Source organism: Bradyrhizobium vignae (genome assembly GCF_004114425.1).
Classification (GTDB): Bacteria; Pseudomonadota; Alphaproteobacteria; order Rhizobiales; family Xanthobacteraceae; genus Bradyrhizobium; species Bradyrhizobium vignae.
This window is the reverse complement of the sequence record NZ_RDQF01000017.1, coordinates 136,469-149,399: the sequence shown is the minus strand read 5'-3', so window position 1 is coordinate 149,399 and position 12,931 is coordinate 136,469. Positions and strand designations below refer to the sequence as shown.

The window sequence follows — 12,931 nt, the reverse complement described above, 5'->3', positions numbered from 1 at the left end:
CTGCGCAGCCCCGCCGAGCTGCGTAACCACTCTCGTCCAGTCCTCGTTCAGAAGCGATTCGTCTGCCATCCCGCCTTGGAATCACGTGTGATTCCAACACTCAAGAACAAACTTAACGCCTATGGGGAAGGCCGGGTGCCGACTGGCACCCGCGGTCCGCTGCGCGCAAAGCACACGCAGGAAGAACCGCACAGCAGCATACAGGTGTCGCCGATCACTCGGCCTTCCCTGCGCGATGGTCGGACGGCTTATGCCGCGCTCTCCCGGGAGCCGAATTCGTTCTGGCCTCCCTCACTCCCGCGAAAGTCACCGGCCATCGCGCCGGTTGACGCGACTGCCGCATCCGCAAGAGCTTGACCGTAGCAACGACGGCCAGGACCACACGGTTTTGCCGTACGCACACAGCGCCGCTCGTCCGCACGAAGCCTCGGGCTCACGGAGAGCAATCCGCCCTGCCCTTGACATCTCGCGCACGACGCTGCCGCGTCCACCGCAACCCGGCCCGCGCTTCGAACGACTCGCGAACCGCCCCTCTTCCGTGAGCCGGGCTGTTTCGGCTTATGCCGCATTTCCGAATTTCGGTAAAGAAGAATATTTTCGCGCGCAGGGGTTGACGGGCGGCAAGGTGTTTTGCCCGACGAGACAGTCACAGGTCGCTACACCTCGTCGCCCGGCTGAAGCGAAAGCGTAATCCGGGCAAAACGTCGGACCCGGGGCCAACGCCCCCGGATTGCGCTTGCGCTCCATCCGGACCTCCATATCGGCAGAAGTGGCGCCTCACGCCACCGCGGCGTCCGGAATCCGCGCCGCTTCCATCGGCTGCTTGCCGCGGATCAGGTCCGAGGCGCGGTCGGCGATCATCATGGTGGAGGCGTTGAGGTTGGCCGAGATCATGCGCGGCATCACGGAGGCGTCGATGACGCGCAGGCCCTCCAGGCCGTGGACGCGGAGGTGGTCGTCAACCACGGCCCAGGTTGAGTCCGCCGGGCCCATGCGGCAGGTGCAGCCGGGGTGGAAGGTGGTGGTGCCGCGTTGGGTGGCGGCGTGCAGAAATTCGTCGTCGGTGTTGACGTTGGGGCCGGGGAAATCCTCGTAGGCGTAGTAGGGCGACAGCGGGGCACTCTTCAAAAGCTTGCGCGCGAGCTTCATGCCGCCGACGATGACGCGGCGGTCGAGCTCGGCGTCGAGATAATTGGTCTGGATGATCGGCGGCGCGAACGGATCAGCCGAGCGAATGCGGACATAGCCGCGGCTCTCGGGGCGCTGCTGCCAGGACGCCACGGTCATGCCGGGCTCGTCCTCGAGCTGGCCCTGCACGCCTTCCTTGTAGGAAGCCGGCGTGAAGGTGAGCTGAAGGTCGGAGCTCTCCGCGCTCTCGCCGGAGTGCCAGAAGCAATAGACCATGGTCGGCGACAGCGACAGCAGCCCGCGCCGCGCGGTGGCCCATTTCATCGCCTCGATCCACAGCGAAAAGCCGCGGCGAAGCTCGTTGATGGTCTTGATGTTCTTGACGCGCGCGACCGTGCGCGGGGCGTAATGGTCCTGAAGGCCTTCGCCAACGGGGAGCGCGTGACGCACCGCGATGCCGTGCTGCTGCAACAGATCGGGCGAACCGACGCCGGAGAGCTGCAGGAGTTGCGGCGAATTATAGGTGCCGCCGGAGAGAATGACTTCCTTGTTGGCGCGCACTTCGACCGGCTGGCCGCCGCGGCCGCCCTTCATGTAGCGCACACCGACGGCGCGCTTGCCTTCGAAAATGATCTCGGTCGCGTGCGCATGCGTGTGCACGTGCACGTTCGGCCGCTTCATCGCGGGCTTGAGGAATGCGGTGGCGCCGGAGACGCGCAGGCCGTTGTTGATGGTGCGCTGGCAGTAGGAGACACCCTCCTGGGTCTTGCCGTTATAATCGGGGTTGCGGGGGATGCCGAGCGAGACCGCGCCTTCCATGAAGGCTTCGCAGAGCGGATCGCGCCAGTTCATGGTGGTGACGATGAGATTGCCGTCGCGGCCGCGATAGGTGTCCTCGCCCTCGCCGACCCGCCTCTCCAATCGCCGGAAGTACGGCAGCACGTCGGCATAGCCCCAGCCGCGGTTGCCCATCTGCGCCCAGGTGTCGAAATCCATGCGTTGGCCGCGGTTGTAGATGTGGCCGTTGATCGAGGACGAGCCGCCGAGCGTCTTGCCGCGCGGCGCATAGATGCTGCGCCCGCCGGTCCAGGGCCCCGGCTCCTGCTGGTAGGCCCAATTGATGCTCTTCATGTGGAAGGTCTTGATGAAACCCGCCGGCAGATGGATGTACGGGTGCCAGTCGGAAGGGCCCGCCTCGAGCACGCAGACGGTCGTATTGGGATCCTCGCTGAGCCGGCTGGTGAGCACGCAACCGGCGGAACCCGCGCCGACGATCACATAATCAAATCTGTCCATTCGGCTACTCCCAGCATGTCGTGAATTCGAGTGAACTGCAGCTGCGGGTTTCCGACACCTCTCCCCATGGGAGAGGTGATCGAGAGCGCGGCCGATGCGGTGCACATCTGTCTAGCGCGGCTTGTCGTTGAGTTGGAATTCCAAATGCGCCTGTACCGTCGGCCATTCGGCGGCGGTGATGCTGTAAACAACCGTATCGCGCAGCGTGCCGTTCGGCGCGATCTGGTGGCTGCGCAGAATGCCGTCCTGCTTGGCGCCCAGGCGCTCGATGGCGCGGCGACTCTGGTGGTTGAAGAAATGCGTACGGAACTCGACCGCTATGCAGTTCAGCGTCTCGAAGGCATGGCGCAGCAGCAACAGCTTACACTGCGTGTTGAGCGGACCGCGCTGAGCGCTCTTGCCATACCAGGTCGAGCCGATCTCGACGCGGCGGTTGGTGGCATCGATGTTCATGTAGGTGGTCATGCCTACGATCCTGCCGCCGGCATCGAACACGGTGAACGGCAGCATCGACCCTGCGGCCTGCAAGCCGAGGCGGCGGTCGATCTCCTTGCCCATGTTCTCGGGCAGCGGGATCGCCGTGTACCAGAGTTTTGACAGCTCGCCGTCCTTGACCGCCTCGACCAGACCCTCGCGATGCTGATGCGACAGCGGCTCGAGACGGGCGTGCTGTCCGCGCAGGGTGATGGGATCGGGCCAGGGCATTTGAGTTACTCTCCGTTGTCATTGCGAGGAGTGAAGGCGAGGAGTGAAGCGACGAAGCAATCCAGACTCACCGTGGACGCATTCCGGTTGCTTCGCTTCGCTCGCAATGACGGTCACTAGCACCGTCTACTTGTTTAGGAAATTGAGCGGCAAACCGCCGCGCGGCCAGTCCATGGCGATCAGTTCGCCCTTACCCGACAGCGTGATGTAGGCGGTCCTCAGCTCGGGGCCGCCGAAGGCGATGTTGGTGGTGACGCGGTCGCCGGTCGGAACCTGCTCGACCAAGGTGCCGTCGGGCGCGATCACGGAGATGCAGCCGGAGACGAGGGTGGCGACGCAGACATTGCCGTTCGCCTCCACTGCGAGCGAGTCGAACATCTGGTAGCCGCCGAGGCCGCAGATCGGCTTGCCGCGCTCGCCGCGATAGATCGCATCGCGCGGCTTGAGCGTGCCCGGCGCCGAGAGCTCATAGGCCCAAAGCCGGCCGGTCGGCGTCTCCGCGATGTAGACCGTGTTCTCGTCCGGCGACAGCCCAATGCCGTTGGCCGGCAGCACGCCATGCACGACTTCCACGATCTCGGTCATGCCGGGCTTGAGGTAATACATGCCGCCGACATCCATCTCGCGGGCGCGGCGCTTGCCGAGATCGGAGAACCAGAGGCCGCCCTGCCTGTCGAACACCAGGTCGTTCGGCCCGCGCAGATCGTGCGCGCCGCATTTGGTGACGACGGTCTCGACCTTGCCGGATTGCAGATCGACGCGCTGGATCGAGCCGCCGAGATAGTCGTCCGGCTGCGGACCCGGCATGATCATGTTGCGGGTCGGAATCCAGGAGAAGCCGCCATTGTTGCAGATGTAGATCTTGCCGTCGGGGCCGAGGGCGGCGCCATTCGGGCCACCGGGCACCTTGGCGACGATCTCCTTGCGGCCGTCGGGATAAACGCGCGTCAGGCGCTGGCCGCGGATCTCCACCAGCACCACCGAGCCGTCCGGCATCACGACCGGCCCTTCGGGAAATTCGAGGTCGGTGGCGAGAACGCGGACGTCAGGCATTTTGGGACCCTCCCGGCTGCTTGTTATGGCTTGCACGGGATGTCCAGCACGGGCCCCGCAGGCAAGATTTGCCTGCGGTTATGGCAAAGTCGCCAAGGCTTGCCAAGCAAGCGGGACGGTATGCCAGCGTTGCGCGCTACTCCTTCACCGGCACCCAGATCTCGAAGCCGCCATTGCCGGTGGCGGGGTCGAATTTCTCGTCATAGCGCTCGAAGTTCGGCGCGTCCGCAGCTTTGAAACCCGACGCCGGCAACCACTGATTCCAGATGGTATTCACTGTGCGCCGGATCGAGGCGACGTGGTCCTTGTGGGAGAACACCGCGTAGCGCTGCTCGGGGATGCGGATGCGGGCGAAGCGGCGCGGCAGGTCGGAGAAGTCGGCGACCTCGACGCCGGCGATGTAGTCGAAATTGCCGGCATCATCGGCGTTGCAGCAAACGCCGTAGGCGACGTTCCCGACGCGGGCGGGGATGTCGGCGACCTCCTGGTGGAAACGTTGCCACAGACCGGGGATCACGGCGCCGTTGTCGCAGGAGATGCGCTCGGCGGGACCGGCGATGAGAAAGGCCTTGGCGGTCTCGAAACGCGGTGGGGCGAGAGTATCTAGCATCGTGGAATCCATGAGGATCGGCTCCTGAAGATTGAGGTGGCTGACGCACGTTGCCGCCCTGACCGCTTCGGGCGTGGTGCCGAACTGGTCGCGGAACGCGCGGGTGAAAGCTTCGTGGGAGCCGTAGTCCGCCTCCAGCGCCAGCGACAGGATGTCGGGCGTGCCCTTTGCCAGACTGCGCGCCGCTTGCGTCAGCCGCCGCGCCCGCACGTAGCGCATCACCGGAAGACCGACCGCTGCGGCGAACGCACGCACAAGGTGGAACCGCGACACGCCGGCGATCTCCGCGATCTCGTCGAGCGTCATCGGCTCGGCCAGATGGCTCTCGATATACCAGAGCGCGCGCTGGGCTGGATTCATGGCGGTTCGGGCCCTCGTTCGAAGCGCGGCCATGATGCGCCTGTCTCGACCGCTCCGCTTGATCGGCATTGCTGTGCTTCGCCTAAGGATAGTCCGGCAATCGCCACTGGCAACGCCCTGCCGTTCGTGGCTACATTCGTCGAAACCGCTCACCAGAAAGAGGAACCGGATCATGGAAATCACCAATGTGCGGGCGCACCATATCCGCGTTCCCTATGAGGCCGGTGTCGCGAGCTTTCGCCAGGGCGCTTCCGCCATCACGGCGCTCGACATGGTCCTCGTCGAGGTCACGACCGATTCCGGGCTGACCGGCTGGGGCGATGCCTTCGCCTATGTCTGCCCGCGCACGACGCGCAGCGCCGTCGAGGAGATGATCGCGCCGCAGGCCCGCGGGCTGAAGGTGCCCGATGCCGCCGGCATTCCCGCGGTGATGGAACAGATCCAGCGCAATCTGCATCTGTTCGGCCGCTACGGCATCACCATGTTCGCGATATCAGGGCTCGATATCGCATTGTGGGACCTGGCCGCGAAGGTCAAAGGCGTGCCGGTGCATCGCCTGCTGGGCGAGATCAGGCGCACGGCCATTCCGGCTTACGCGAGCCTGCTGCGGATCGGCTCGCCCGACAACATCGCCGCCGAATGCAGGAAGGCGCTCGCGCTCGGCTATGGCGCGATCAAGCTGCACGAAACCACGCAGCCGGCGGTAATCGCCGCACGCGAGGCGATCGGGCCGACCGTTCCGCTGATGGTGGACATGAACTGCCCGCTCACGGCCGAGCAGGCGATCGCATTCGCGGCGACGTGCCGGGACGCGCAACCGATGTTTCTGGAGGAGCCGGTCTGGCCGCCCGAGGATTTCACCGCGCTCGCCGACGTGCGCCGCAAGGGTGGAATCGGCATCGCTGCCGGCGAGAATGCCTGCACTGAATATCAATTCCGCCAGATGATGGAGGCCGGCGCGGTGAGCCACGCCCAGCCCTCGGTGATCAAGGTCGGCGGCATCACGGAATTTTTGAAGGTCGCGGCGCTGGCCGATCGGTCCGGCGTCAAGATCGTTCCGCACTCTCCTTATTTTGGCCCGGGCCTCCTGGCGACGCTGCATCTGCTCGCGACGCGCGACGACGGGCCGGTCGAGATGTTCTATTTGAAGCGCGAGGCCTGCCTCTGGAACGGCCGCGCCGATGTCGATGCCACCGGCCATGTCGCGGTGCCCTCAGGCCCCGGGCTCGGTTACGAGCCCGATCGTGGCGTGATGGAGCGATATCGCGTCGCGTGAACGGCGGTTATTTCGCCGCGTCCTTGGGCGGCGGCGCGTCCTGCTTCTTTTTCAGATCCTCGGCCGTCTTCGCCTGCGCAGCCTGCAGGTCGCCGAGCGTCTTCTGCAAGCCGGCGAGGCTGGTCTTCAGCGCGTCGATCTGGCGGTTGGCCGCATCCAGCTTCTGCTGGTGGTCGAGATTGAGCTTGGTGATGGTCTTCTGCAGGAAATCAACATTGCTCTGCAGACAGCTGGTGCGCCGCTCCATCGTTTTCTCGACTGTGCAGATCTCGATGCCGGGCACGTCCTGCGCGTGCACCGGCAGAGGCGCCAGCGCTGCGAGCAGCAACATCGCGAAACGAATGCCAGCGTTTCGAAGCAGCATGAAAGTTCCTCGGCCAGTCGATCACGGCAATGTGCGCTGTTTGCGCACAGCGGCGTGAAGCTACCACACTCGCACCGCATTCTCGCGTTGAGCTTGGCTCGTTGCCCCGGGACGGGGAGCAGTGAACCGCACGCGGAAGAAGTGGGCGCTCTTCCCGCGCTTTGATTAGGGGAGATTTTTGGAATGGCAACGCGCGATAGACGTTTGGCGGAGTTCGATGGCGCCGGAGAACCACCGCCGGGCCTGCCACTCGAAGTGCTGTGCGAGGATCACAGCGGAACGTATCAACTGCCGTTCGCCTGCCGCTATGTCGAGGGACGCTGGCAGAATCACGAAGCCGGCATCGCGGTCGAAGCAACCGTGATCGGCTGGCGCCTGCCACGCGTGAAGCAGCGCGGTGCCGCCTGAAGGCGGTCTCTGTTTCAAAATGCGACGGGGCCGCGCTTCGCTTTAACCTTCGGAACGCGGCCCGAACGAATCACGTCCGAATCAGCTGAAAGGCCGTGTACGCACCTGTTCACGGCTAGATGTCGATGCAGCTTTAGGGACGTGTACAATATCTCGGCAGCGCGCCGGATGGGCCGGGCCTGGCACCGGCGCCAAAGGTTAATCGTGGCAAAGACATCGCCGTGAGGCCGCCGCGGCAGGGCCCCCCGCCGCCGAAACAGGCAGGGCCGCGCAATACCTGCCTAATATTCGACCTCGAGTTCCTCGATCTCGGCTGGCTCCTCCCTCGCCGCCGCGATCCATTCCTGCATCTCGGGCATGGCCATGATGGTTTCGGCATAGGCCTTCAGCGGCGGCGCCAGCTTGACGTCATAGGTCATGAAGCGCGTCACCACCGGGGCATACATCGCATCCGCCATGGTGCGCTGCGCGCCGAACAGGAAGGGCCCGCCCGATTTCTCCAGGCAGTCGCGCCAGATGAACCAGACGCGGTCGATGTCGGCCTGCGCCCGCGACCAGATCTTGAAGCCGGGAAAGTGCCCCTTCAGGTTGACCGGCAACGAGGCGCGCAGCGTGGTGAAGCCGGAATGGATTTCGCCTGAGATCGAGCGGCAATGCGCGCGCTGGATGCGGTCGGCCGGCAACAGGCCGGCGTCCGGCATCACCTCGTTGAGATATTCGGCAATCGCCAGCGTATCCCAGACCACGGCGCCCTCGTGTCGCAGGCACGGCACCAGGATCGACGACGAGAGCAGCAGGATTTCGGCGCGCGCCGACGGATCGTCGGGCGCGGTGACGATCTCCTCGAAATCGAGCCCAGAGAATTTCGTCAGCAGCCAGCCACGCAGCGACCAGGACGAGTAGTTCTTGCTGCTGATGGTCAGTGTCGCCTTCGCCATAGAGCCCTTCCCTCACGCCTGGGGCAACGCACCGCCAGGCGTGCGGGCCCGTGACCGGTGCTTCCCGCCCAGAGAGCAGCAAGCGACGTGCCAATTTTCCGGGCGGTCCGGCTCCCGTCTGGCTTCGATATTGCATCACGACGGGGGACAGACGGGCATTTCGGTATGATGTCGATGTACTATCAGGCGTTTCAGAACCACATGGACCTGACGGCGCCGTGGCGCGCGGGGGCTTCGTCCGCGCTCAAACTCCTCAATCTGGTGCCGCAGGGCCTGTCGGACCAGGTCGTCGGCCGGCTCTCGGCCGCGCTGGAGCTGATCTCGCGCTCCACCCTGACCTATGACCGACCGGCCTACGGCATCGACAGCGTCATGGTGGGCAATCGCGAAATCGCCGTCACCGAGGAGATCTCCTACGCGACGCCGTTCGGCTCGCTGCTGCACTTCAAGAAGGATGGCGCCCCCGAGCAGCCGCGCATGCTGCTGGTGGCGCCGATGTCCGGACACTTCGCCACGCTGCTGCGCGGCACAGTTAAGACGCTGCTCCAGGACCACGACGTCTATATCACCGACTGGCACAATCCGCGCGACATTCCGCGCAGCGAAGGCCGCTTCGGGCTTGACGACTACACCGAGCACCTGATCGATTTCCTCGGACAACTCGGCCCGCGGCCGCATATGGTGGCGATCTGCCAGCCGTCGGTGTCGGCGCTCGCGGCCGCCGCGATCATGTGCGAGGACAACCATCCCTCGCGCCCGGCGACGCTGACGCTGATGGCGGGCCCGATCGATACGCGGATCCAGCCGACCAGGGTCAACGAGTTCGCCAAGAGCAAGCCGATCGAGTGGTTCGAGCGCAACCTCATCAACTACGTGCCGATGCAGTGCCGCGGCGCCTTGCGCAAGGTCTATCCCGGCTTCGTGCAGCTGACCGCCTTCGTATCGATGAATCTCGAGCGCCATATCAAGCAGCATCTCGATCTCGCCAACCACATCGCCAAGGGCGAGAAGGAGAAGGCCGCGACGATCAAGACGTTCTACGACGAGTATTTCGCCGTGATGGATCTTCCGGCGGAATTCTACATCGAGACCGTGCGCGACGTATTCCAGGAGCATCTCCTTCCGCAGGGCAAGCTGATGCATCGCGGACGGCCGGTGAACACCAAAGCCGTCAGCCGCATGGGCCTGATGACGGTCGAGGGCGAGAAGGACGACATCTGCTCGATCGGCCAGACCCTCGCAGCACAAGACCTCTGCACCGGCGTGCGCGCCTATCGCCGCGTCCACCACATGCAGGCCGGCGTCGGCCATTACGGCGTGTTCTCGGGCAAGCGCTGGAACAACGAGATCTACCCGCTGCTGCGGGATTTCGTGCACGTCAATTCGTGACCGTCACGCCTGGCCCCCAAGGCGCCAGCAAGAGTTGACGGGACATGCCTCAATGCTCTTGCTTGAGCAGCTCCTTCGCCTGTTCGACTTCGGGAAGATTTCCCTCGGCATCGAATTCGGCGAGCGTGGGAGCGAGCACATCGAATGCCGCGCCCGCTCGACCGTGCATCTTGTGCAGGCGCGCAAGTCCAAGGGCACTGCGCAATTCGAAGGTCTTCGTCTGTTGGTGTCGGGCGATCTCCAACGCTCGCTTGAGGGCGTCCTCGGCACCGTTCGAAGGATCATGGCGCGACAGGAGTTCTCCCCGCACGCGGTGCAGCTCGGCATCAAGCCAATGCTGGCCGGATTGTCCCGTCGAGGCGATCAACTCGTTCAAGAGTTCAAGCCCGGTGTCGACCTGGCCCACCTCTGCTTCCGCCATGGCGATATGCATTCCCCAAAACGGTTCGCAGAGGTAGCAGTCGTTCTCGTGCAGCAAGGTCCAGCCGTGACGCATATCCGCCAGACCGGCGATTCGGTCGCCGGCACGCCACTTGGCGAGGCCATTCAGGTAGGTGCCGGCGGCCACGTACAGCGGCATCGTATGGTCGCGCGCGAGACCGAGCGCCAGGATCGTCTCTGTCTGCTGCAACATGCCCCCGCATAGTCCATCGAACACGGCGCGATGAACAAGCGCGTTGGCCTGGGAAAGCGCCCGCTTTTCTCCTGAAGCACTCACCGCGTCGGCGGCAAGCCTGCGCGCGCGAGCGACTGCGCCAAGCGGCCAGAGCACCAGGGCGAGAAACCTCATGATCACGAACGGAAGATCCAGCGCCGAAGCCCTGAATGTCGCGGGATCCGGTTCGGCCCCATAGATCGCCAGCGCCCGCTCAAGATGCGTTCGCGCGTTCAAATAGTCGCCTCCGAACCAGCAGGTGACGCCACTCGTCCAATGGGCAACGACGGCGGCCACCGGCGAGTCTGGCCGTCGGTCGGCGACGCTCCAGATGGCATCCGCCAGCTCCCGCATCGGAGCGAGTTCGCCGTGTGTCAGGCAAGCATTGAAGAGACCCGAATGGACCGGCGCAAGTTCAACGGGATCATCGATATCGGCCGCGAACTGTCGCGCGCGCGTCCATGCCGCTACCGTTTCGGGAGCGTTGTGCCCGAGGCCGCCCCGTAATGCGCGGCCATATGCGATTTGAAGATGAAGCCGGCCCATCATCCGGCCGGGATCATCGGGCAACTGATCGGCGGCGGCGATCGCCTTGCCGAGATGTGCGATCGCCTCGGAATAGGCCGAGCGTTTGAGCGCCTGCTGGCCCGCCTTGCGCCACCATTCGAGAGCGATCTCGTTCAGTCCCGCCTCGGTGAAGTGGTACGCCAGAACTTCCGGCTCAGTCTCGGCAACGACTGGAAACTTGTCGCGCAGGACATCGCCGATGCGCTTGTGAAGCACCTGCCGTTTGCTCCTGAGCAGGCCCCCATAGGCTGCCTCCTGAACGAGAGCGTGCCTGAAGCTATAATTTGCTTCAGGCGGAGTGCCGCGACGGACCAGCAGTTCGGCCTCTTCCAGTTGTCCCAGCGCATTGCTCAGCGTCAGATCGTCGCGTCCCGTCACATATCTCAGCAGAGCGTATGAAAAGTCGCGGCCGATGGCGGCGCCGATCTGTGCCACCTCCTTGACTGGAGCCAGCCGGTCGAGCCGCGCCATCAGCGAGTCCTGCAGCGTCGCTGGAATGGCGAGCGGCGGGAGCGGACTGTCGAGGCGATAGCGTCCGGACTCTTCGACGAGCAATCCGGACTCTAGCACCATCTTGGTCAGTTCCTCGACGAACAATGGAATGCCGTCCGTCCTGTCGATGATTTGCTCCATCATCTCGCGCGGCAGCTGGCGGCCGACCGCCACCTGCTCGACCAGCGCGCGCGTATCCTGTCGGTCGAGCCGATCGAGCCGCAACAGACTGACGTTGGCAAGGCCCGACCAGGAGGGCTCGAACTCCGGCCGGGAGGTCATGAGCACGAGGATCGGCAGCCCCCTGATCCGGTCGACTCCGAGATCGAACAGTTCAAGCGTGGTGGCATCGGCCCAATGCATATCCTCGCAAACGATCAGCAGCGGCTGCTCTCGCGCCAAGCCCTCGAGCTGGTCGAGAAGCGCGGCAAACGTCTGTCGCCGCTGCTGCGCCGGGCTCAATCCGAGCGACGGATAACGGTCGCCGGTGGGAATAGAAAGGAGAGCCGCGATGAGCGGTGTCGCTTGAACGACCTGCTGTGTTCCGAGCGCCAGCATAGCCTCGAGTTTATCGAGCTTTTGCCCGGGCGTGTCATGCGGGCGGATGCCGGCGCCGCGCTCGAGCTGCGCGACAAAGGGATGAAGCGCACTGTTGGTGTGGTAAGGCGAGCACTGATACCGCACGCGGCGGTGCACCCCCAGCGAGGGGCTTTCGGAGAGCGTTGCGACAATACGCGACTTGCCGATGCCCGCTTCACCAGAAATCAATACGATCCGGCCCTGACCCTGCCATGCCTCTTGCTGCCGCGAGAGGATGAATTCGATCTCGTTCTTGCGGCCGACAAACCCGATCGAGCGCGCCGGGCGGACCGCTTCGAAACGGCTCTCCGATGCGGTCGCTCCCTCGACCGCCCAGACCGCGATGGGTTCGGCTATTCCCTTGACCTCGCGGCGGCCCAGATTGCGAAAAGTGAAGAGATCTCCCAGCAGCCTGCGCGTGGACGAGGCAACGACGACCGCCCCCGGCTCCGCAAGGCTCTGGAGCCGGGCGGCGAGGTTTGGTGTATCGCCGATCGTTCCGTGCTCCTCTGACGCCTCTCCGCTGATGAGGTCGCCAACCACCACAAGCCCTGTCGCGATTGCGATTCGCAGTTCGACCCGTTCGCCATCGGCTGTATCGAGTTGCCGAACCGCAGAGATCGCCTCGAGACCCGCCCGCACCGCCCGTTCCGCATCATCCTCGTGAGCGCGGGGATAGCCGAAATAGACGAGTATTCCGTCACCGACGAACCGGGCTATCCTGCCATCATAGGCCGCAACAACGCTCGCGCAGGCCGCGCGGTAGGCCCGGATCACTTCCCACATATCCTCGGGATCGAGACGCGCCGAGAGCGCAGTCGAGCCGACCAGATCGCAGAACATGACGGTGAGGTGACGGCGCTCGGCGTCATGAGGATGAACCGGCGATGCGATCGACGCGGCTGGATCGAGGTCGGCGATCGCACGCAACATTTTGCGGCGATGGCCGAGCAGGACTCCGAGCTTATCGAAGTCCTCGTCCATCAGTTCGGGAAGGACGCCTATGTCGATCCCATTTTGCGCAAAGCGCTCTGCGTATTGCGCTAGCCCCAGCTTTTCGAGCCACTCCGCAATCTGCATTGGCTCCACCGATCGTGTGGTTGGCAATTAG

General features: G+C 64.4%; 10 protein-coding genes. 3 read left to right on the top strand and 7 right to left on the bottom strand.

Annotated elements, in window-relative coordinates:
- Positions 1 to 777 precede the first annotated feature (777 nt).
- The 4 genes from EAV90_RS17215 to EAV90_RS17200 form a co-directional block, all read right to left on the bottom strand.
- Positions 778 to 2,424, bottom strand: a complete 1,647-nt coding sequence (locus EAV90_RS17215) for a GMC family oxidoreductase (RefSeq protein ID WP_129144106.1) — start codon at positions 2,422 to 2,424, stop codon at positions 778 to 780.
- A 111-nt stretch (positions 2,425 to 2,535) separates the two neighbouring features.
- A complete protein-coding gene (locus EAV90_RS17210) occupies positions 2,536 to 3,129 on the bottom strand; it encodes a GNAT family N-acetyltransferase (RefSeq protein WP_122401897.1) in 594 nt (197 codons plus the stop codon).
- 126 nt (positions 3,130 to 3,255) lie between these two features.
- Positions 3,256 to 4,182, bottom strand: coding sequence for an SMP-30/gluconolactonase/LRE family protein (locus EAV90_RS17205; RefSeq protein WP_122401896.1), 927 nt, complete (start codon positions 4,180 to 4,182; stop codon positions 3,256 to 3,258).
- 136 nt (positions 4,183 to 4,318) lie between these two features.
- Positions 4,319 to 5,152, bottom strand: coding sequence for an AraC family transcriptional regulator (locus EAV90_RS17200; RefSeq protein WP_164936978.1), 834 nt, complete (start codon positions 5,150 to 5,152; stop codon positions 4,319 to 4,321).
- 172 nt (positions 5,153 to 5,324) lie between these two features.
- Here EAV90_RS17200 and EAV90_RS17195 point away from each other — a divergent pair, with 172 nt between their 5' ends.
- The gene (locus tag EAV90_RS17195; protein WP_129144104.1) at positions 5,325 to 6,428 is read left to right on the top strand and encodes a mandelate racemase/muconate lactonizing enzyme family protein; all 1,104 of its coding nucleotides are present in this window, start codon (positions 5,325 to 5,327) and stop codon (positions 6,426 to 6,428) included.
- Between the two features lie 7 nt (positions 6,429 to 6,435).
- Here the strand turns inward: EAV90_RS17195 and EAV90_RS17190 are convergent, their stop codons facing one another.
- The gene (locus EAV90_RS17190) at positions 6,436 to 6,792 is read right to left on the bottom strand and encodes a hypothetical protein (RefSeq protein WP_122401894.1); all 357 of its coding nucleotides are present in this window, start codon (positions 6,790 to 6,792) and stop codon (positions 6,436 to 6,438) included.
- A 183-nt stretch (positions 6,793 to 6,975) separates the two neighbouring features.
- On the opposite strand from EAV90_RS17190, the gene EAV90_RS17185 reads away from it, so the two are divergent.
- Complete coding sequence (locus EAV90_RS17185; protein WP_024339451.1) at positions 6,976 to 7,200, top strand: hypothetical protein; 225 nt, start codon at positions 6,976 to 6,978, stop codon at positions 7,198 to 7,200.
- Between the two features lie 281 nt (positions 7,201 to 7,481).
- Here the strand turns inward: EAV90_RS17185 and EAV90_RS17180 are convergent, their stop codons facing one another.
- Complete coding sequence (locus EAV90_RS17180) at positions 7,482 to 8,138, bottom strand: glutathione S-transferase family protein (RefSeq protein ID WP_122401893.1); 657 nt, start codon at positions 8,136 to 8,138, stop codon at positions 7,482 to 7,484.
- Positions 8,139 to 8,303: 165 nt separating this feature from the next.
- On the opposite strand from EAV90_RS17180, the gene EAV90_RS17175 reads away from it, so the two are divergent.
- Positions 8,304 to 9,527 (top strand): polyhydroxyalkanoate depolymerase, encoded by a 1,224-nt coding sequence (locus tag EAV90_RS17175; RefSeq protein WP_129144103.1) that lies wholly within the window; start codon positions 8,304 to 8,306, stop codon positions 9,525 to 9,527.
- Between the two features lie 49 nt (positions 9,528 to 9,576).
- On the opposite strand, the gene EAV90_RS17170 is transcribed toward EAV90_RS17175, so the two are convergent.
- A complete protein-coding gene (locus EAV90_RS17170; RefSeq protein WP_164936977.1) occupies positions 9,577 to 12,900 on the bottom strand; it encodes an adenylate/guanylate cyclase domain-containing protein in 3,324 nt (1,107 codons plus the stop codon).
- Positions 12,901 to 12,931: the final 31 nt, after the last annotated feature.

Coding starts and splice junctions, on each gene's coding strand:
- EAV90_RS17185 (WP_024339451.1), top strand. CDS start 6,976: ATGGCAACGCGCGATAGACGTTTGGCGGAGTTCGATGGCGCCGGAGAA.
- EAV90_RS17170 (WP_164936977.1), bottom strand. CDS start 12,900: ATGCAGATTGCGGAGTGGCTCGAAAAGCTGGGGCTAGCGCAATACGCA.
- EAV90_RS17175 (WP_129144103.1), top strand. CDS start 8,304: ATGATGTCGATGTACTATCAGGCGTTTCAGAACCACATGGACCTGACG.
- EAV90_RS17205 (WP_122401896.1), bottom strand. CDS start 4,182: ATGCCTGACGTCCGCGTTCTCGCCACCGACCTCGAATTTCCCGAAGGG.
- EAV90_RS17180 (WP_122401893.1), bottom strand. CDS start 8,138: ATGGCGAAGGCGACACTGACCATCAGCAGCAAGAACTACTCGTCCTGG.
- EAV90_RS17195 (WP_129144104.1), top strand. CDS start 5,325: ATGGAAATCACCAATGTGCGGGCGCACCATATCCGCGTTCCCTATGAG.
- EAV90_RS17210 (WP_122401897.1), bottom strand. CDS start 3,129: ATGCCCTGGCCCGATCCCATCACCCTGCGCGGACAGCACGCCCGTCTC.
- EAV90_RS17190 (WP_122401894.1), bottom strand. CDS start 6,792: ATGCTGCTTCGAAACGCTGGCATTCGTTTCGCGATGTTGCTGCTCGCA.
- EAV90_RS17200 (WP_164936978.1), bottom strand. CDS start 5,152: ATGAATCCAGCCCAGCGCGCGCTCTGGTATATCGAGAGCCATCTGGCC.
- EAV90_RS17215 (WP_129144106.1), bottom strand. CDS start 2,424: ATGGACAGATTTGATTATGTGATCGTCGGCGCGGGTTCCGCCGGTTGC.